This window comes from Bacillus sp. FSL K6-0073, assembly GCF_038006085.1.
Classification (GTDB): domain Bacteria; phylum Bacillota; class Bacilli; order Bacillales; family Bacillaceae_G; genus Bacillus_A; species Bacillus_A cereus.
This window is the reverse complement of record NZ_JBBOUN010000002.1, coordinates 543,691-566,186: the sequence shown is the minus strand read 5'-3', so window position 1 is coordinate 566,186 and position 22,496 is coordinate 543,691. Positions and strand designations below refer to the sequence as shown.

Here is a 22,496-nt window from a genome sequence, read left to right as displayed (position 1 = left end):
TCATTTTCTTTTCAGCTGTTTTAGATTTTCTTGATGGAAGAATTGCGAGAAAATTAAAAGTGAACAGTGAGTTTGGCGTAGAATTGGATTCCTTAGCTGATATTGTTAGTTTCGGCGTTGCTCCTGCGCTTTTATTTCATACGATAGCAACACCTTCTATTTTAACTTCTTTGGCATTTATCCTTTTCCCAACAATGGGTGCTTTAAGATTAGCTAAATTTAGTATTAAACCAACTATTGGATATTTTAAGGGATTACCTATTCCAGCTGCAGGATTATCATTGACTGTTATGGGATTGTTTTCATATAGCAATGCATGGATTACATTAATTCTGGCTCTCTTAATGGTTAGTCCCATTAGATTTAAAAAATTTTAATTGAGGTCACGCCCAACGTCATTAAGGGAGCATTTCAAATGAATTTAACGCGTCAATTAGTATAAAAAAGCGGGAAAATAATATTAAATTAAATGCCATTCTTAAAAATTTAAACCTTGTTTTTAAGACTATTGGGTTAATTCATCGATATGTTGTTCTGGATACTTTTAACAGGAGCTCCCTTTATCAAGAGAGCTCCTGTTCTTATTTCTTCTTCTTTTCTGTCGGCTGGCTTTGTTTAGCAAAATTAGATGAATCATCAAAATTTGGTTGATTTTTACCAGCATTATTACTTCTACCTTTTCCCATATGTAATGCACCTTCCCTCCCCCTTACTATTCCTAATAAAAAAATTCTCTTGCATCCAAGAGAATTTTAAATTGGGTTCTTATTGATAATACCTAAGTACTTCCAACACTGCCATTCCATAAAAGATGGATCCACTGTTAAATTATTTAATGCTGAAACAAGCATTACATTTTCATATTTAACTGGATAACCAATAAGTAATGTTTTTAAGCAAAATATTATCTAACATCTTAGCTGTTACAATAAGTATATTCGCATAATTCACACCTATAACAAGTATTACATATTACTTATGTTTCGTTACCTTTTTCTGTATATAATAATAAAAAATTGTGAAATTTTATCGCATTATGTAAGACACTTGATATCAAATATATTACTTTTACTATGAACTAAATGTATTTTATAGGATTTTTCTAGATAAACAAGGTGCTAAATTAATTCTTGAGAAGTCATTACCATTACATTTATCTAAAAATTGAAAAAATATGTGTAGATAGATATCATCTTAAATACATATATAATTAACTTTAATTTTCTGACACGATTTCACATTATTCTTAAACTGACTTTTACGTACATTATGAATAAAAATTGTACCGTGTCAATCTTTAAAAGATTATATATCATAACTTTAAGAGAGGAAGGAAAACTATGAAGATGAAAAGAAAAAGCATCATGACAACAGCCCTTGCAGCTACATTAGCTACAGGTGCAATACCTACTACCTCAGTGTTTGCTGCAGAAAAAGAGGTTCCTATTCAACAAAAAGAGGCACAAATGAGTATTCAACCTTTTGCACAAAACAATTTGGAAACAGCCGTTCAAGCTGCCTTAAACGGTCCAGAAGTCAAAAAAATCAAAGTATTTGAGCATGAATTTAATGTGAAAGAAATAGAAGTAGTAAATCTAGGTGCAGGAAAAAAATATGTTAAGGGGCAAATTTCTCATCATTTAAGTTTTCGTCCAGATGATCAATTTTATTATGAGTTTACCGTACAAGATGGAAAGGTACTAGATAAACCTGTATTTAATATTGATAGAGGTGGTTGGACACCATTTGCTGCTCCACTTTTATCAATTCTTGCTGCGTATAATGGAATTCCAGTTAATCCAAATGATTTAAATACACTTGGTCAGCAGATTGGTAAAGTTATAGACGGAAGCTGGGAACATGCAGCCCAATCAATCGCAACTGTAGTTAGTCTAAGTTTTAATGAGTAGGATTTCCCAATTTTTATTAGCATTGTTATAAGAGATTCTAAAACAGCTATTAATAAATTTTTACCACTCAGTCACATTATCTTGATTTGTTTACCACCTTATCATTCATTATATGTCACAAAATAGAAGTCTTTTTTAAGGCTTCTGTTTTGTTTGTATACAATACGAGCAACGGTTGGTTTTTGGAGGCTATATTTCGATTTTTCAAGAATACGTTTGGCTATTAGGTACAATTCATAAAAACAAATTATTAAAGTCTCAAATAACTTACTCCCCCTATTTTTAATTATTATCAACTCCAAAAATTTATTACCTTAAGAATGAAAAACAATAAATATAGTAAAAAATCATCTAGCGATTATTTAAAAATCAGGAGAGATCAAATGAAGAAAATAAAAATGAGAAATTTCATTAAAATTAGCATCCTCACTTGTATTACACTAGCAAGTTTAAGTACACCATCTACTATTTTAGCTGATAGTCATTCAGGTTATTCCTATGAATCCAATATAGGATATCAAAATCCAGCGTGGATGTCGAAAATAGAAGATTCTACAAAATTAAGTGAAATATCTATTCCAGGGACTCATGGTACCATGGCTTTACATGGAGTAAGCTTTCTTGATGAAAATTTGACAAGAAATCAAACTATGAGTCTATCACAACAATTAAATTCTGGAATCCGATATGTAGATATGCGTGTTAAACGTGTAAAAGATTCTTTTGCAATGTATCATGGCATTGTAAATCAAAAAACTATGTTTGAAGATGTATTAAAAGAGACAATTCAATTTTTAAAAGATCATCCAACAGAAACAATATTAATGCGCCTAAAAGAAGAAACTACTCCTGAAAGCGGCTCTCTATCATTTGAGGAGATATTTTTAAAATATAAAAACGTTAATGCTTCATATTTTTGGAATCCTAATTCCGTATCAACTTCAGATAGAAATACCCCTACTTTAGGAGATACCCGCGGGAAAATTGTAATCTTACAAAACTTTACATCCACTCAATTGTACGGTATTGATTACGAAGGTTTGAATATACAAGATAAGTTTGAAATTGGAAGCGGACCAGATGAAATATATGCAAAATGGACTGAGATAAAAAACCATCTACAAAATGCAAATACTAACTTTAATAATGGAAAAATTTATCTCAACCATTTTAGTGGTACGGGAGGCGCAGCAGCATTTTTAAATAATGTATATCCTTGGTTTATTGCAAGCGGAAAAGAGAGCAGAAATACTGATAGTAGTCCTAAATTGATTCAAACGAATTCCACAAATGCATGGAGTGATTTCCCTCGCGATAGAAACGGACAAGTATACTATGGGGGAATGAATACACTTGGGACCGAACTCTTACAACAAGGCATAATTAAACATTCTGGTATCATCGCAGCTGATTTTCCTGGTCCAGGTTTAATTGATAGTATCATTAAATTAAATGGCATACATTCTAATGAAAAAGAAATATTAATTTCGCAAATTTCATCTGAATCTAGTCCATTATCCGGACAACAAAATCGATCCAGTCAAAACTTTAAAATTGATAGTTTACCTGTAGGTACCAAAGAATTAAAATGGGTTATTGAGCCTTCAGAAAAAGATTATTCTTCTACTATCTCTTTCAATGTAATGATTGATGTTTCCCTAGGAATAGATTCTACTCGTTGGAAAAACATTTCACATGGATCTAGGACTGAAGCTTACACAAATACTAAATATTATATTGCAAGTCCAATGGGTGCCACTAACAAATTCACAGTGAAAATATACGCTATTACAAATTAGAAAATAAAGAATCCCAATGAAATTCCATTGGGATTCTTTTTTAATTTCATTTCGTAAACATTAGGATGGGATTTAAATCTTATTGATTTATCGTTTTCCGAAAGAAGACTCCTTCCTCAAAAATGTGAAGGTGCGAAACACCAATTTTAGGTGGGAGATGAATGTCGGTTGGCATAAGTCAACATATTTGCTATCATTTACTTGTACAGATTGCTCTTCGAAAACTGAAGATATGAGGTTGGTTGCAGAAAAACGTTGCAACCGTAAAATCTTCAACGTTCTATCGCCCCACGCTTCTCAAAATCGCGAAAACCAAGCTAAAGTAGGGAGTGTGGTGAGTCAGCGTACAAGATACTTATGTTCTCACCGTAGGGACTGCGGGTAGAGCCTGCTAAGATAACTGATGGATACATCGGTGTTCGCAGGAATCTCCCACTTCAAACAGTCCGTTAGGACGTTAAGTGGTGAGTAGTTCAACATTTAAATCATAAGATAATTCATATTTGGAACAGCCCTTAATTTTTAAAAGAAAACCCAAAAATGTTAACTACCTTTTCCCACCTGTCACTTATTCAAAACTGGCTTCCAAAGCGATAAGGCAAAAATCCAATTTGAGTCGCCATTTCCTTGATGATCTTGAACTGCTTCATACACTTTTCCCTCATGTATTACTCTATCGCCTTTAGTATATGCTTTTCTTGCATCCCATTTTTCATATGTGGAATCCTCTGACTTTGTTGTTACATTCAAAACATCACTTCTACTAGATTCATTTCCAGCTAAATCAACCGCCGTCACTACATATTTATACGATGTATTAGCCTTCAAATCTTTATCCATAAAGGATGTATTAGCCGCTGTCCCAATTTTATTCATAACCCCAGCGCTTTCTCTATATACAATATAATGGTCAACACCTACATTATCTTCAGACGGACTCCACATCAAATCAACAGTTGTCGCTGTTGTACCCATACTATGTAATCCTTTTGGTTGAGTTGGAGCCTCTATATCTGGGATTGCATGTGCTGTCTTAACCTTTAGTTTTTCACTTTCTTTTGATATGTTTCCAGCAGAGTCTAATGCCTTTATTGTATAGGTATATTCCGTATCTGCTTTTAGTTTTTTATCAATAAAAGTTGTACCTGGTACCGTATCAATTACTTCGCCATTACGTAACACTTGATATTCTTTTACACCTATATTATCAGTAGAGGCCTTCCATGTTATTTCAACACTATTGGCAGAAACTTTAGAGGCATTTAATTCAGTTGGTTGACTTGGAGCTACTGTATCGGGAGTTTCATTATTTACTAGATTTACATCAATTACATTATAAAACGCATTTGACGTATCTGCTACATCCCATACAGCTAAAATGACATGATAACCATTGCGATCAGTTGGTACATTAATTGTATGTGTTAAATTATTTGATGCGGCAGAACCATCATGTTTCACAGTTCCAATTGGTTCTAATTCAGCACGTGTTAATGGTTTATTAGGATCCCATCCCTTTTTTGTAATGTAATAATGCCATTTACTTGTAGGATGTGCAGCTGTATATTTCCATGTAAAGGTATTTGCTCCACCCTTAATCGTGTTTTTGAACCAGCGATTTGATGTTTGTTGGTCAAGAATTCCTCCAAACAGTCCTCCTGCCGAAGCGATTTTTCCATCAATCGGTCCCCCATCTGGGAATCCTTTAGGTGCTTCTAGGCTTTGAGGTTCGTACATTATATTTCCACAATTTAAATTCAATGCTCCATAATTCTGACTACATAAAGCAGCACGGCTACTTGGCTTTTCAACAAATCCATGTGCATAAGCACTTTGAGGAATCATAGTAATAGCCGTTACCCCTGCAGCTAAAACACAAGCACCAATTCCTTTTTTACTTTTTCTTAATCTTTCCAATTTAGATGCAAATTTCAAATTCATTCTTGTCCCCCCAATATATTATTGTTATCGCTAATATAATAGCAATATAGAGATAAACGAACAAATTACTAATAAATATACTAATACCTCTCATACATTGGTACGTTTATTATTATTTTTAATCTCATATAAAAATAAAATAAATACAATAAGTCTATTTTGTAACATTATGTTTTAAAAAAAGTATAAAAACTTCGTTTAATTTCACAAAAAATTCAAATATTAAAACAGATAATTAAATCATGTAGGAAAAATAATTTTTTTATATTACAAAAAAGCAAAAAAAGTCTGGAAGAAACCGATTATATCCGTTTCTTCCAGACTTTCACTTCTTTTATAACACTCACAAATCCCTTAACCTTAAACATATACACTTGAGGTTAAAACCCACATAATCAATATAACCTATATGTTGACTAGCTGCTAAATGTTAAAATTCATAAATTAATAGTAACAGAACAATTAAAACAAGCCATTTAGCAAACACATATAATATTCTTACTAATTCAATCTAACGCTTAATTACTTATAAAATGACTTAAGGTATCTAGCTTAACTGTATTTTCTTTATTAATAACCATTGTCTATCCTGCATTTTCTCACTTTAAACAGATTATCAAGAGATTGTTAATATTTAAGGAGAAAAGATTTGAAAACCCATTTTTCATTATCATATTCTAAAAATTTATTATATTATTTTTATCTAATAAGGCACAGAAACAACGGGTAAACTTCAGTGTGCTTGAGAAACGTTCTTAGGGTGAAACGTTTAAAGGGTACTTTAGTACTGAGTTTTTATTAAATGTTCCTGTACCTAATATTTAAATTAACGTATGTCAAAATATTTTACAATACGAGTGTTAAACGTTACATATTTCTATATAAAATGATACATTTCATCAGCACGCCTCCCTAATATTTATGCTAAATATAGAAAATTCAGCTCGTTAGGATTTAATTTTAAAATTCTCATAAAAGCATATGATAGATTAGGCACGTAATTGTCACAAATTAATAGTCTATCTACTTTTTAATTACCTATGAAAACTCTATTACCGCTTTATTATTTACTCCTAAACCAAAGCACATCTATACCTACAATTTCTTAAAACTCTTTTAGATAATATTTCAAAAGAGTCGATAGTTTTATTTTTTTTATTTTTTTATTGTACATTTGTGCATTTGATGTTAGGATTATGCCTATTAAAATTGAATCCTAACGATTCTTCTTTATAATTTCCATATTTTAATTGTTAAATAAAAATATAGATTCTGATATATATTCAAAATCAGACCGAAAATATCTTTATTTTACAATGATGTCGTAGCATACCTTTAGAATGGAAAGATATATGCAACAACGTGTTAAGGGGTTACAGGAGGAACAAAAATGAGAGACTTTTTTGATGATAAGTACAAAAATATTGAATTAAAAAGGAGGTTAATCAATTTAATAAGTGAAATTAGCGAATTCAAAGGAAAATTAGCTGCTTATCAGGAACAAAACCCTGACATATTTAATAGTTTAGAAAAAACTATACCACTACATTACATAAAAAATTTCACAACTATTTATGAGGATATAAAAGTTCCTAATAAAAGATTAAAAGAACTTATTTTAGATGATATAGTACCTCAAAATATTTCTGAAGATGCTATTTTTTGTTATTATCAAACACTTTCTTTTGTACATAAAAACTCCTGTACTTTATCAATTAATCCAGCAACTATACAGGAATTACATTTTCAACTAATACATTACCTTACCTCTGACAGTGCCAAATGGCGTGAAAAACCTTTTATTATTCCAGGTATTCCTGAGCATGGAATGCACTTGAATAGTTACCGCATTCTTCCGCATGAACTCATTCCACAGTTTATGGAGCAATTATGTGATCAATACAACTCATTAAATACTAGTAAGGGGCTACATTCACTTTTATTAATAGCCCGTTTTATATTAAATTTTTATTGCATAGTCCCTTTCAATCAAGGTAATAACAGGCTGGCATTTATGTTAATGCAATTGCTGTTAATTAAGAGTGGACATACATTTGTAAAATATGTATGTTTGGATAAATATATTAAGAAAAATGAATCTGATTATTACAATTCGATTTATAAATCTTCGGTCAATTGGTACTGCGAGGAACATAATAATAGCTTTTGGTTAAAAACGTTTTTATCAATTATATTAGAGGCTTACAAAGATCTTCATAACACAGTTCTAGATTCTATATGTAAACATACTAAAGTTGAGAGAATTCAAGATTTTATACTTAAACAAAAACAACCTTTTACTAAGGAGAGTATTCGTAACACTTATCCAGACATTGCAGAAAGTACAATCAGTAAGGCTTTAAATTCCTTGCAAGTGTTTGGCCATATTAAGCTAGTTACAAAGGGAAGAAACGCAAAGTGGATTAAAATTTGACCATACTTTCAATACACCTGAGGTTTAAAAATTCAATTATAATCTTATCATTGAATTTCATTTTAATTTTAAGCTAATATTACTTTTTTAGTTATTTCTAATTCCAACAAAACATTTTATAGGAAAAGGTCCGCTTCCCCCGCCTTTTCCTATAATAAAATGAAATATAAACATAAAATAATTGTCGAAAAAAGTCTTATTTTAATATTTTTTCTTTATTTTCTGGTTGTAAACGCTTCTATTTCGTGTTACGATCTTAATCAAACAATAGATGGTCATAAAAATGAAAGTATTTCTTTCCCTTAGAAACATATAAGCGTACGGTAATATCATGAAAATAAGGCCAAAGGAATATTTGATACCTACCAAAATAATTAATAAGAATTTTGCCGCGTTATTTTTCTGATTATTAAGAAAATACATTTTGTCCCTAAACAAAATTTGTTAGTGCGCAAGATTCAAATACACTAGAACACCCAAATAAATGAAATATCCTTTTTCATTGAGCATTAAGGTATGGAAAAAGAATTCTTCCTACAAAATTCAGATGATTAACTTAAAGGCATCTAAATTACTACCTTAATCGCCATCTATTGTTGATAACATATTTACCAACTATGAAAAAGAGCCTATCAATGGTTCTTTTTTGTTATAATCATTGAAATTTTAATTCTATCTTGAAACTTAGATTTTCACACAAATTACCTCTACTTTTTTCCTCTCAATTATTGAATTAATAATATAGCACATCAAATTTATCAATTCTTACATCCAATTCAATTAAATTAATGAATAAAATTCAATTATATAAAAATAATAACTACAACTAATCGGTATATATTAAAGAGGTGTCAATTTTGTCCTTAAATGAAGAGACCTTAGAAACTAAGACATATAAAACCATTGAAAAGATCGAAACAAATAACCTAAAACAACTTAAAAATACACTAGATAATATCTTTGATATTAGTGCAGATTTGATTGAACATCCTTTGCAATTAAAAACAAACACGAATATTTTGCTTTATTATTTTGAAGGCCTTACAGATGGTGTTGCATTAAAAGCCAATGTTGTTACACCATTATTACAAGAAGTAAATGAAGACAGTCAAATATTTAATTCTAATATTATCGCTACTCATACCAAAATAGTATATACGTGGAATGAAATTAAAGAAGGATTACTTGAAGGTCAATGTGTACTATTTATGGAAGGAGAAAATCGTTCACTTCTAATAAATACAAAAGGCTGGGCAGAGAGAGCCATTCAAGAACCAATTTCAGAAGTTACTATTAAAGGCTCACATGATGGTTTTATTGAGAATGTCACAAAAAATATAGGCCTAATTCGTCGATATATTCCTTCTACAGAGTTAAAAATCAAAAAGCTGACGATTGGAGAACGAGCCACTTCTTTAGTCTATTTAATTTACTTAGGTGATGTAGCAAACGCAGATGTAGTCCAAGAAATAGAAACTAGAATCTGCAAAATCAAAACAGATGCGGTATTAAGTATTGGAGAGCTATCTAATTATACAAAAGATCAAAATTGGACTCCTTTTCCACAGGCTTATTTAAGCGAACGTCCAGACGCCATTTCAAATCATATACTTGATGGGAAAGTAGCAGTGTTAATGGATAGATCCCCTGGTGCTATGGTTGTTCCTATGAATTTGATTGGATTTTTTCAAACCCCAGATGACTATAATATTCATTGGCTCATTGCATCTTTTTTTCGCTTATTACGATTTGCAGGATTTATTATAGCTATTTTTTTACCCGCATTTTATATTGCTATAGTATCCTTTCACTTTGAGATCATTCCTATAGATTTATACACTTCTATTGCAACGTCAAGAGTTAAGGTCCCCTTCTCTCCCTTATTGGAAGCTTTTATAATGGAAATTACACTGGAAATGCTACGTGAAGCTGGTATTCGCTTACCACAACCTATTGGACAAACTATTGGTATTGTTGGAGGGATTGTAATTGGACAGGCGGCTGTTCAAGCTGGACTTGTGAGTAACGTTATGGTTATTATCGTATCTATTACAGCCATTGCATCATTTATTGTTTCTAATTATGATTTATCAAGTTCTATACGCCTTATTCGTTTTCCAATAATGTTATTGGCATACTTTTATGGGGTTGTAGGTATTGTTAGTGGATTAATGCTCTTATTTGCTCATTTTGTTTCACTGACTTCCTATGGTTCACCATACGGATTGCCAATCGCGCCATTTCGGCTTCAAGAGTTAAAAGATTCTTTTGTAAGGTTTCCTATTTCGATGATTACCACCCGCTCGAGTACTGGACAGCCGAAACAAGAAAAGAAAAAAGAAGGTGGTCCGCATGGGGAATCTTAAATTCAAAAATATAACTTTATTCGAATTTATTATTTTCATCCATTCGCTGCAACTTGCATCTGGTATGTTAATTATGCCAAGCCCACTTGCTACTACTGCTGGTACAGATGGCTGGATTTCGATCATTCTCGGATGGATAGTTACTTCTATAATCGGTGTAATTATTATATTAATGTTACAAAAAAATCCAAAAAAAAATTTCTCACAAATCTTAAAAACATACTTTGGTAAATGGATAGGAACAATTCTTTTTCTTGCATATGCCTCTTATCTATTTTTTGCTGGATTTAATACTTTATTAAAGGCAACTGATATTGTAAAAGTGTGGATATTCCCTTCCACTCCTGCTTATCAAATCACCATATTATTACTATTACCTTTTATTATTTTAGCTCTGAGTGGGTTAAGGGCTCTTACTAGTTATTCTATGCTTGTTTTCTTCTTCACTACTTGGATGCCACTATTTCTTCTTTTCTCACTAAAGACTAACTACAACCCTTTACACCTACTACCTATTTTTAAAGATGGATTATACCCTATTATAAAGGCAACAAAAGAAACCATTACACCTTATGCTGGCTTAGAAATTGCATATTATATATACCCGTTCTTACAAAAAAAACAAAAAGCCATAAAAGGGCTACTAATAGCGAATACTGGAACTATGCTTTTCTATCTATATGTGACTATTCTTTCTTATATATACTTTAGTCCAGAGGGGATAAAAGACGTAATCTGGCCAGTATTTCATCTGTTAAAAGGGGTTCGTTTTTCTTTCATGGAAAGATTAGAAATTATATATATCGCTTACTACTTGATTGTATTTTCCACTACAATATATCCGTATTTATTTTTCAGTTTTGAATCTGTGACCATTTCACTTCAAAAAAACGTTCGTAATTGGGCGCTACTTGCTTTTATGTTATTTATAGTTGGTCTATTTATTTTCCTAAATCCCGATGTGGATCAATATTTGTTTATATATTCTCTTATGGATATCTTAAATGTCGTTTTCTTTATTCTATTACCAATTATTTTTTTCGTTTACAGTATTCTTTTTACTTGGGTTACTAGGAGGAAACAACTTTGATTCGAAAATGGATATGGGTTTTAATTTGTTGTGTATATATAATTGGTTGTAGTCAAAGAATTCCTCTTGAGAAGGTTTCATTAATCCTGTTAATTGGCTTGGATAGAACCGCTAATGGAGACATAAAAGTTGGAACAAGTATACCACTCTTTCATCATAAGCAACAAAAAAGTACTATAGAACATTGGACAAAAGCATCAACTGTATATACTGGATTCAGTAAGATAGATACAAAGTTAACGGGCTTTATGACAGCTTCCAAAGCTGAAATCATTTTAATTGGGAAAAAATTAGCGCAAGAAGCAAATTGGTTACAGGAGCTTGATTCTTCTTACCGTGATCCTTACGCTACCATTAATGCTAAAGTAGTACTTGTAGATGGGCCTGCAGAAGAAATTTTTAAAATTTATAAGCCTAGTAAACCATCACTATCATCTTATATAAATGGTGTAATCGAATCCTCAATTCAAAATAACCAATCCGTCTCTTCTACAATTCAGCAATTAATGAGAGAACAAAATGAAGATGGAATGACGCAAACTGTTCCAATTATCAAAAAAACAAAGAATGAAATCGACACAGTAGGAATTGCATTTTTAAATCGAAAAGGGAAATATTTAACTTATATCCCTAAAAAAGATGTTAAATTTTTCAATCTTTTAAATAAGTCAAAAAGTAACGGGCGAATGATACTACACCTTGCACTGCCTCCTAAAAATTCCAACAAAAAAACAAATACTTCTATCTTCGTACAGAACGCGACAAGGAAGGTAGATGTTACTTTTCAAAACGGAAAGTTTGTATTTAATCTCGATATATATGCTAATGTAGCTTTAATAGAAAAAACCAATCCGAATTTAATTAAGGGGTACTATGATAATAAAAAAAATATATATCATTTAAAAAGTGCTATTCAAAAAGAAATTAATAATAATTTACAAAATATATTAAATGAAATACAACAGAATAAAATTGATCCAATCGGATTATCCCTATATGCTAGAGCTTTTCAATATAAAGAATGGAAAAAAGTAAAAGGAGATTGGTTGCAAGCGTTAGCAGAGGCTAAAATAAATGTAAAGACGCACGTCAAAATAAAAGATACTGGGACCATTAGAAATTAAAATAGACTAGTCTATATTTCTAAGTAGAAATTCCCTCTTTAATAATTATTATGCAAAAGATGCTAACTCGAAAAACTCTTTCCGTTCTCTTAAAAAGGCAATAATTTAACGAATTTCCCGAAAGAATTCTCCTTCCTCAAGCGTGTGAAGGGCGTAGCCCAACGGTAGGTGGGAGATGAATTTCGGTTTGGCGTAACCAAAAGGTTTTCCTTTTTATTTTGCCTCTGATATAAGCAGTCTTATCAATTATAAAGACTGGTATATAAATGAAATTAGATAGTAATAACCATTCAGTATTCTTGTTATATTATCACCTTGTGTTGGTCGTGAAATACAGAAGAAATGTGTTTGATGATGATATGTCAGACTATGCAAAAGATATGTTTGTTCGACTATCTGAAAACTATAACATCTCATTAGTTGAATGGAATCATAATGTAGACCATGTTCATATTTTGTTCAAAGCACACCCTAATACAGAAATGACAAAATTCATCAATGCTTATAAAAGTGCAAGTTCTCGACTTATTAAAAGAGACTTTCCACAAGTGAAAAAGAAACTTTGGAAAGAGATGTTTTGGTCAAGAAGCTTTTGCTTGCTAACTACTGGTGGTTCGCCAATAGACGTAGTAAAAACATATATTGAAAATCAAAGTGAAAAGTGAGGTGAAATGATATGACAAAGCAGAATAAAGCATATAAATTCCGTTTGTATCCAACAGGAGACCAAGCACATCTTATACGTAAAACCTTCGGTTGTGTACGTTTCGTGTATAACAGAATGTTAGCTGAACGGAAAGAAGCGTATGAAAAACATAAAGATGATAAGGATCAACTAAAGAAACAAAATCTTCCCACGCCTGCAAAATACAAAGCAGAATTTGAGTGGTTAAAAGAAGTTGATTCATTAGCTTTGGCAAATGCTCAACTAAACTTGCAAATTGCCTATAAAAATTTCTTTCGTGGTCAAAATGACTTCCCAACATTCAAAAGCAAAAAAGACAGAAAGTCTTATACAACGAATGTAGTGAACGGAAATATTATGTTGCTTAACGGTCATATCAAATTGCCAAAACTGAAAATGGTACGTATCAAACAGCATAGAGAAATACCACAAGGCCATATAATCAAGTCATGTACGATTTCTATGACACCTACTGGTAAATACTATGTGTCCATTTTGACTGAATACGAAAAAGAGATCGTACAAAAAGAAGTAGAAACAGTTGTTGGATTAGACTTTGCGATGGATCAATTATACGTCAGTTCTGAGGATGAGAGAGCCAATTATCCTAAGTTCTATCGTGAAATGTTAGACCGATTAGCAAAGGCGCAACGAGTATTATCAAGACGTACAAAAGGTTCAGGGCGTTGGAATAAACAACGTATCCGTGTAGCTAAGCTGCATGAAAAAGTAGCAAACCAACGTAAGAACTTCCTTCATCATAAGTCTAAAGAGTTAGCTACTCATTTTGATGTTGTCGCTATTGAAGATCTAAATATGAAGGGAATGTCGCAAGCACTTCATTTTGGAAAAAGCGTCGCTGATAATGCTTGGGGTATGTTCACCACTTTCTTAGCTTATAAACTACATGAACAAGGCAAACAACTTGTGAAAATAGACAAATGGTTTCCTTCCACAAAAACATGTAGCAGTTGTGGAAATGTGAAAAATATGTCATTGTCTGAGCGAATATATACTTGTATATGCGGTGTAAATCTCGATAGAGATTATAACGCAGCTATCAATATCAAAAATGAAGCAATACGCCTATTGGTGTTAGCATAGATAGCAATAAAATAACCCTTGGAACAAGGGATTTAGCTCGGCTGTCTTAGGACGAATTCGTTAGCTACCAAAAGTAACGACTAACCGAGAAGCCCCCACTTCAAACAGTCCGTTAGGACGTTAAGTGGCGGGTAGTTCACGAGGAACCATTTATATGCATAATAACTCAAATAAAATCGATACTATACTTAGGTTAGATCTTAAAATCTAAAAACCTTATTCCAAACTTAGACCTAATTGATTTCTCCTCTCCCTTCCCTGGAGCTAAGTAGCTAGCTTTTGCTAGCTGCTTTTTTATTAAACGGATAAAATTCGATATTCTAACAATACTACTCATAATACAACTTGAGCAGTTAACTTTTGGTAGCTGCTCTTTATTTGTACAAGGTACTCAATTGACTGGCGCACATATAATATCCTGAGTTCCTTTCTTTATAAAATAGTCGTTATAAAATGAGACTCGTCACGAGGGCACTTTACTAAGTGCTCTTTTTATACTCCAACTTAATACAAAATGAAAGTTTGATTAAGCTTATTTTTACTACCGCATAACATGTTTAATTCTGCTTATAATATAGTTGTAACTTAAAGTTACATATCTTTTACTTGTAGGGCCTAATTTTCTTTTGTACAACAAGCAGTTAGCTAATTAAGCTGGCTGCTTTGTTTTGCAAAAAGAAGTTTTTATACGATTTTAAACACATTTAAAAATAAATTCATATGATATTACGTATTCCTCTCTTTTACAAAATGGATTTTGGTCAAAAGAGCACTTTTACGAAGTGCTCTTTTCTCATGGAATTAAAGCTCTACAAAATAGCATTTTTGTTTAGTTTCACTCTAAAAGTAAAATTTTCATTTTTTCATTCCACCAAGTTCATAACATATTCTTTTCCCCCAATAAAATAATGATTAGGTGTCCCATGCGCATTTTATCCACTGGAAATAATACCTTTCACGTACTTACGTATTAGAAACTTCATTTCTGCTTCTTCTGCAATAGCAATTTTGTTCACTTTTTTGATACATTTATGAAACATTCACATGTTATCTTCAATATGTTCTATTCTTTTTGAAAAACCATGTGAGAATACCAAAACAAGAAGCCCTAGAGCCCTAACTCTAAGGCTTCTTGTTTTCAAATAAGGATTTTGTATTAAATCTGCACCAAGATTAAGAAGCATACATACCATATCTTGTGCACCTTTTTTACATAAATCTTGATCATTGGGCGCCTTTAAAAGCGCTCTTTTTTGTTGATAAACTACACAAAGAGAAAAAAAAACGCATACAATGTCACGTATTCTTTTTCATTGTAAGTTTGGGTGGAAGAGCGTCCTGGAGGACGCTCTTTATATTTGTTTATAAACAAATAATTTACTTAAAAATACTCACAGTTTGTATAAACCAAACATATATTTACATAGACAAGACATAGCTTTTTATTTAACAAAATAACTATTTTGTTAAATTCTTTATTAGTTCATTGCTTTCATAACTACTTTCTCTAGCTTTTTTAACAAATGAAATCTAATATTAAATTTCTAAATGTATACTGTACTAAACACCAGTTAACACTATATACATAGTGTTAACTATCTTAATTGAATATTAGTAATAGTAAGTATAAACATTATCAATTTACTATATATTACATTTATGTAAAAATAGATGTATGTTAAGCTTATTCAAAATCTTTCCCCTAATAAAGATTTGAAGTAGCATTTCATGATTCTCCTTACTGTTAATATGCCTTGAAAAAGAACCCTATAGGGTTCTTTTTCTTTTCATTATAACCTCAGTAAGTCCTTATTTAGCATGTAAAAAGGACTGCTAATTACCTGCAGCCCTTTACACTTCAAAGTTTAGAAGTATACAATAACAAATCTTTCCCAGCTTCCAGCTACATAACTAGTAGCCGTTAATTCTCTACCACCATTTGCTGATATATACCTACCATTACTGAGTGCTTGTAATACGTATATCCTATTGTCTCCACCATTATATAAGATAAACTTTTCCCATGTCCCAATTGATGTACGATCTGCTACTACTCTACCATTTGGCTCAAACGAAACATACTTCCCATTACTTTTGGCTTTTAAAGCGTACGTATATAATTCTCCAGTCGGAATTAATTCGAATTTCTCCCATTCATTAACTACATTACGATTTGCTGTTACATTTCCCAAAGGCTCAGCAGAAACATATTGTAAATTTGCTGCCTGTATAGCAACTGTCCAACTTCCATTAAATAAATTCACGCCTTTTAATGTAGCTGCTTTTGATAGGTTGGCTGCAGATACATCATTGGATGGTGTAATCATAAATATCATTAAAACCATCGACAACACCATTAAAACTAAATTTTTTGAGACTGTATTACCTCTTGCACGTGTTATAAACCTTTTCATTCCCATTCCTCCCTTAATATACATAGAACTCATTTACATCATATCAAATATGTAAAACATTGTAATATTTGAGAGGATTTATCAATAAATACCCTACTATTCTGTTTCTTTTTTCTCAAATCTATTGCACTTAAACATTTATTAATTCAAAAACATATTTATAAAAAAATGTAGCATTTGATGGCAACGAGAGTATATAAAAAAGAGAGCGTATTGTTAAATAAAAGCCAAATAGCCGTTCATAATGAACGACTATTTGCATCTAACTAATAATTAGAATGTTCTTCATATTAATCTATTTTGTTTAATCCCGTTGAAGTAACTAGATAGATTCTTTTTTTGCCTATATATTCTTGTTTATTATTCTCAAAGTTAATAAGTGTAGCGCGTGTCTTTTCCTTTACTGCTTCCCCTTCTATATGGGTCAACTCAATGTAATCTCCCACTTTTACCGGCACGGTTTGACTTTCAGCAGTTTGTTGACTATTTCCCACTATATCCTTATTGTATACAACACTACCGGTTGAATTCTTTACTGTAATACTTGCATACGTATTATTAAAGTAAGAATGTGGTACGCCTGCTTCTAAATTCACCTGCATTTTCTCTGTTGCCCTATTATAATCAACTTTTGCGATTTCTCTATCACTATATCCTTTTAAAGACCACCCAAAATGATTTCCATCTAAAACTGTTGTTTCTGGCATTTTTTCTACTTTCTTCAAGCCTTCTTTTGTAACTTGGTACATGACTTTTTTTCCAAAGCTTTCTTGTTTACTGCTGTCTACATTTATTAAAGTAGCTCTATGCACACCTTCTAGGTGTGTCAACTCAATATAATCTCCTACTTTAACTGGAACCTTTTGCGATTCAGCATTTTGTTGTTTGTTTCCATAAATGTCTTTATTGTATACTACTTTCCCTGTTGCATTTTGTACTTTAATACTCGCATACGTTTCATTAAAATAATGATGCGGTACGCCTGCTTTTAAGTCGATTTGCATTTCTTCTGTCGACTTATTAAAATTAACTTTTGCAAACTCGAAATCACTAATTCCTTTTAGGGACCATGCAAATTGATTTCCATCTAAAACTGTTGTTTCTGGCATTTTTTCTACTTTCTTCAAGCCTTCTTTTGTAACTTCGTATATGACTTTTTTTCCAAAGCTCTCTTGTTTACTATTATCTACATTTGTGAGAGTAGCTCTATGCACACCTTCTAGATGTGTTAACTCAATATAATCTCCTACTTTGACTGAAACTTTTTGCGATTCAGCATTTTGTTGTTTATTTCCATAAATGTCTTTATTGTATACTACTTTTCCTGATGCATTTTGGACTTTAATACTCGCATATGTTTCATTAAAATAATGATGCGGTACGCCTGCTTTTAAGTCCACTTGCATTTCTTCTGTCGATTTATTGAAATTAATTTTAGCAAACTCAAAATCACTAATTCCTTTTAGGGACCATGCAAACTGCTTTCCTTCTAAAATACTAGAAGAGTTCGGTATATCTGAATTAAAACCTAAGTTATCTAATATAGTTTTTAAATCAGGTAAAACACCTATTCTATCATTCCACGGATCTTGAGATTTTGTTCCTGTATTCGGATTACTTAAGATATTTCTTAATTCTACTGGTGTATAAGGAGAGCCTCGATGTTCTTTAGCAATACCTTGTATCGAAGTTGCTGCTCCAGCAATAATTGGTGAAGCACTTGATGTTCCACTAAATGTTGATGTATATAAATTTGTAGTATTTTGACTTGGATTTGCTGATGTTGTATCAACATTTTCTCCCCATCCATATACATCTAATCGACTTCCATAATTTGAAAACCATAAACGTTTATGTGGAACAGTTGATGATCCCGCCCCAACCATAATAGCACCTGAATCCTTGAAGTCTAGACTATTTCGATTTAAGATCTTTTTTCCATTACGATCTTTAAAATTATCTAAGTCGTTTGAACCATTTGCGCCAGCTTCTATAATAATAATCCCTTTATCTGCACCAACACGAATTGCATCAAAAATATCTGGATGTACTTCTACAGGTAAATATTTATCCCCATACCCATCATACGAAGCTTGTGCCTCTAATAAAAGAATATCTCCCGCTTGTAAATTATGTACAGCACTTAAAATAGCATCCGCCGTATTATAAATTTCATTATCCCTGATCTGGGATATTACTTTTACATTTGCTTTTGGTGCAATTCCAATATTTCCAATTTGATTATCTTCAGATGAAACAATTCCTAATACAGAAGTACCATGAGCTCTATGCTAGCTTATATTTTGTCCCGACATAAGCTTAATACTTTTATTGACTAAATCCTCATGGTTCAATAACCATCCATATTCCATATCCACAAAAGTTGTACCCTTCCCATCACCACCTTTAATGCTCCAAGCATGCGAGGCATTAATTCCCTTTGGTGCCGCTTCAAGATATCCTTGATTTTTAAATCTAGGATCATCGTACGGATTAACAGATAAATTTGGTAACTGTATTTCAGGGGGTGTCAAAATTTGTTTTTCTTGTATATAAGCCTCCTCTACGAGAGAAGATGTTTCAAATTTTTTCAGTAATAATTCTATTTCTATGTTATTAGGAGCTTGTACAATATAATAATTTAATAAATTATTAGCTGATTCATTAGCAACTGATTTAGATTGTACTGATAACTTTTCAATCTCTATCGGATTTACAGATGAGAACAGACGATTTAAAGTAAGTTCTGTATTTTCGGAAAATAACTGCTTTAAATTGTTATCATAATCCCCATTTTTTATTCGTTTCTCAATACCATCTTCATAAGGTAAGTCAATTTGATTTTTAAACTTTACAATTAATCTTTCTTCCTGTGAATCTCTTTCTTTGTATGTGACATTATTAGATTCAGCGTAAACTTTATTATGAATACTATCATTTTGTAGGATTAGATCTGTTCCTACAAATGTGGTCATTGCAATTGATGAAATTAGAAACCCTTTAAATATGTTCATACTATACCCGCCAATCTATATTCTCTTAAGCATTTTTTAATGCGTATAATGGTTAAGATTTTTATATAATATATAAATCTATAATTTAACTTTTGTATTGAAATCTATGGCTTTATTAATAATCCCATAGAGGTAACCTGATATATTCTTTTCTTTCCCATATACTCCTGTTTACTATTCTCAAGATTAGTAAGTGTGGCGCGTGTCTTTTCCTTTTGTGCTTCTCCCTCTATATGAGTAAACTCAATACAATCTCCTACTTTGACTGAAACAGTTTGGCTCTCAGCAGATTGTTGTCTATTTCCTATAATTTCTTTATTGTACAAAATATTACCGGATGAATTCTGGACTTTAATGCTTGCATACGTATTAGTAAAATAAGAATGGGGGATACCCGCTTCTAATTTAATCTGCATTTTTTCTGTTGCTTTGTTATATTCTATTTTCGCGATTTCTCGATCATTATATCCCTTTAATGACCAAGCGAATTGATTTCCATCTAAAACCGTTGTTTCTGGCATTTTCTCTACTTTCTTCAAGCCTTCTTTTGTCACTTGATACCTCGCTGTCTTTCCAATGGTTTCATTTTTGTTATTTTCAAGGTTAGTTAAAGTTGCTCGCGTTTTTTCCTTTGTTGCTTCTCCTTCTATATGGGTAAATTCAATGTAATCCCCTACCTTGACGGGCACAGTTTGGCTTTCAGCATTTTGTTGTTTATTTCCCACGATTTCCTTATTGTACAGAACGTTGCCAGAAGAATTTTGAACCTTAATACTCGCATATGTACTAGCAAAATAGGAATGTGGTACACCTGATTCTAGTTTTACCTTCATCTCTTCTACCGTTTTATCATAATCTACTTTTGCAATTTCTCTATCACTATATCCTTTTAATGACCACGCAAACTTGTTTCCTTCTAAAATTGTTGCTTCTGGCATTTTTTCTACTTTCTTCAGGCCTTCCTTTGTAACTTCGTATATAGCTTTTTTTCCAAAGCTCTCTTGCTTACTATTATCTACATTTGTAAGAGTAGCTCTATGTACACCTTCTAGATGTCTTAACTCTATATAATCGCCTACTTTGACTGGAACTTTTTGCGATTCAGCATTTTGCTGTTTGTTTCCATAAATCTCTTTGTTATAGACCACTTTACCTGATGTGTTTTGCACTTTAATACTTGCATATGTACTATCAAAGTAGTTATGTGGTACACCTGCTTTTAGATCTATTTGCATTTCTTCTGTTGATTTATTTAAATTTACTTTCGCAAATTCAAAATCTCCAATCCCTTTCAACGACCATGCAAATTCATTACCTTCAAAAATGTTTGGAGATTCATTTTTGATTTGTACCTTTTTCTCAACAGTTTGATCAAATATATCCGTTAATACAATTTTTGCATAAGCACTTGTTGGTAATGATATAGATTGACTGATTCCATTTTGATAAGATTTAATATCATCAATTACGCTAATAGGTTGGCCCGTCATATTTTCATTATTATAAATTTCAATTTTCCCCTTAAATTGCGGTGTACTATTTTCTTTTAGTTTCCAAGATACATTTAATTTTTCATCTTCATAATATATAGATTGGATATCATAATCTAGTTTTCCTATTTCAGGTTGAGTAGGTTGATTTAGCGTGAATATTTTTCCTGCCCCAATAGTAGACTGCGTATTACCTCCTGCTTTGACCCATACATATTCTGAAGTAGCTCCTCCATCATATTGATAAGTATTATCATGCGTTCCAGAAATACTTTGATTATTCCAAGAACTCCATTGTTTATCAACTAATTTTCGGCTATAACCATTTTTCAGGCGCGCTTCTCGAACATTCTGTCCACTATCAGCCCAGTCTTCTTGAAACATTCCTAACCCATGATTAAATGCAACATTAGCAACCGGAAAGTCCATAATTGCAATTTGATGCCATTTATTGTTTGTTACATCTTTCATCCATTGTCCAAATTTAGTATGACCATTTTCTTGCCATGAACGCATTGTCATTGTGTACCAATTGTAGTCTTTCCAACCATAAGTTGTTTGAACCTTCATTCCTGTTCCTTCTCCTCCAAAGGGTCCAGCTTGCGAATTCGGAGATAAGTATTCGGCCTTTATTGCTTCTTTAGAGGAAATTGGATCCCATAAGGCAAAATGTAAAGTACGTTTTCCATTTTCATCGAACCCACTTTGTTGTTGAAAACCAGCATATCCTCCAGCTTCACCACCTGCATTCCAGTTGTGTACAGCCCAGTACGTATAAGGTGGTGTCTGAACTGGTGACCAGTCTATACTAATAATATCTGAGGCAGATATATTTTTGGGACTCACATAAACTGCTGGAGCAGCTGAATGTGTTGCAGCTTTAGTGTGCAAAATAGACGTTCCAAACATAGAAAACATGCTACATGCTGCGGTCATTATAATAACTTTATTAAATCTTTTCTTCGTTTTCTGACTAATCACTAATCTACATCCTTTTCTAATTTTTATTGTTTCCCGACAGAAGACTCCTTCTTCAAAAATGTGAAGGTGTAAAACACCAATTTTAGGTGGGAGATGAATGTCGGTTGGCATAAGCCAACATGTTTGTTATCATTTACTTATACA

The 22,496-nt window shown here is 32.0% G+C and carries 12 protein-coding genes and 1 pseudogene; 9 read left to right on the top strand and 4 right to left on the bottom strand.

The window, feature by feature from the left end; genetic code table 11:
- The 3 genes from pssA to MHB52_RS30450 all read left to right on the top strand — a co-directional run.
- A partial coding sequence (pssA, locus tag MHB52_RS30460) for a CDP-diacylglycerol--serine O-phosphatidyltransferase (RefSeq protein WP_137026867.1) occupies positions 1–377 on the top strand: 377 nt, incomplete at its 5' end.
- Between the two features lie 963 nt (positions 378–1,340).
- Positions 1,341–1,910: a hypothetical protein gene (locus tag MHB52_RS30455; RefSeq protein WP_061662966.1), complete on the top strand. Its 570-nt coding sequence runs from the start codon at positions 1,341–1,343 to the stop codon at positions 1,908–1,910.
- A gap of 383 nt (positions 1,911–2,293) precedes the next feature.
- Positions 2,294–3,709, top strand: coding sequence for a phosphatidylinositol-specific phospholipase C (locus MHB52_RS30450; protein WP_061662965.1), 1,416 nt, complete (start codon positions 2,294–2,296; stop codon positions 3,707–3,709).
- A gap of 564 nt (positions 3,710–4,273) precedes the next feature.
- Here MHB52_RS30450 and MHB52_RS30445 read toward each other — a convergent pair.
- Positions 4,274–5,650: a lytic polysaccharide monooxygenase gene (locus MHB52_RS30445; RefSeq protein WP_061662963.1), complete on the bottom strand. Its 1,377-nt coding sequence runs from the start codon at positions 5,648–5,650 to the stop codon at positions 4,274–4,276.
- A gap of 1,390 nt (positions 5,651–7,040) precedes the next feature.
- Here MHB52_RS30445 and MHB52_RS30440 point away from each other — a divergent pair.
- The 6 genes from MHB52_RS30440 to MHB52_RS30415 all read left to right on the top strand — a co-directional run bounded on the left by MHB52_RS30440 (position 7,041) and on the right by MHB52_RS30415 (position 14,453).
- Positions 7,041–8,084, top strand: a complete 1,044-nt coding sequence (locus MHB52_RS30440) for a Fic family protein (RefSeq protein ID WP_061662961.1) — start codon at positions 7,041–7,043, stop codon at positions 8,082–8,084.
- 857 nt (positions 8,085–8,941) lie between these two features.
- Positions 8,942–10,450 carry a spore germination protein gene (locus MHB52_RS30435; RefSeq protein ID WP_061662959.1) on the top strand — a complete coding sequence of 503 codons (1,509 nt, stop codon included), beginning with the start codon at positions 8,942–8,944 and terminating at the stop codon, positions 10,448–10,450.
- Positions 10,437–11,540, top strand: coding sequence for a GerAB/ArcD/ProY family transporter (locus tag MHB52_RS30430; RefSeq protein ID WP_061662957.1), 1,104 nt, complete (start codon positions 10,437–10,439; stop codon positions 11,538–11,540). The genes MHB52_RS30435 and MHB52_RS30430 overlap by 14 nt, the downstream gene beginning before the upstream one ends.
- Positions 11,537–12,664 (top strand): Ger(x)C family spore germination protein, encoded by a 1,128-nt coding sequence (locus MHB52_RS30425; protein WP_000619992.1) that lies wholly within the window; start codon positions 11,537–11,539, stop codon positions 12,662–12,664. The genes MHB52_RS30430 and MHB52_RS30425 overlap by 4 nt, the downstream gene beginning before the upstream one ends.
- Positions 12,665–12,930: 266 nt before the next feature.
- The gene (tnpA, locus tag MHB52_RS30420) at positions 12,931–13,329 is read left to right on the top strand and encodes an IS200/IS605 family transposase (RefSeq protein WP_061662955.1); all 399 of its coding nucleotides are present in this window, start codon (positions 12,931–12,933) and stop codon (positions 13,327–13,329) included.
- 11 nt (positions 13,330–13,340) lie between these two features.
- Complete coding sequence (locus MHB52_RS30415) at positions 13,341–14,453, top strand: RNA-guided endonuclease TnpB family protein (protein ID WP_061662953.1); 1,113 nt, start codon at positions 13,341–13,343, stop codon at positions 14,451–14,453.
- 1,865 nt (positions 14,454–16,318) lie between these two features.
- Here MHB52_RS30415 and MHB52_RS30410 read toward each other — a convergent pair.
- From MHB52_RS30410 to MHB52_RS30400, 3 genes and pseudogenes are all read right to left on the bottom strand, one after another.
- Positions 16,319–16,867, bottom strand: coding sequence for a fascin domain-containing protein (locus tag MHB52_RS30410; RefSeq protein ID WP_047387444.1), 549 nt, complete (start codon positions 16,865–16,867; stop codon positions 16,319–16,321).
- Positions 16,868–17,157: 290 nt separating this feature from the next.
- Positions 17,158–19,881: pseudogene (locus MHB52_RS30405) on the bottom strand (putative mucin/carbohydrate-binding domain-containing protein).
- 104 nt (positions 19,882–19,985) lie between these two features.
- On the bottom strand, positions 19,986–22,352 hold the full coding sequence (locus tag MHB52_RS30400; protein WP_086423800.1) for a putative mucin/carbohydrate-binding domain-containing protein: 2,367 nt from the start codon (positions 22,350–22,352) through the stop codon (positions 19,986–19,988).
- Positions 22,353–22,496: the final 144 nt, after the last annotated feature.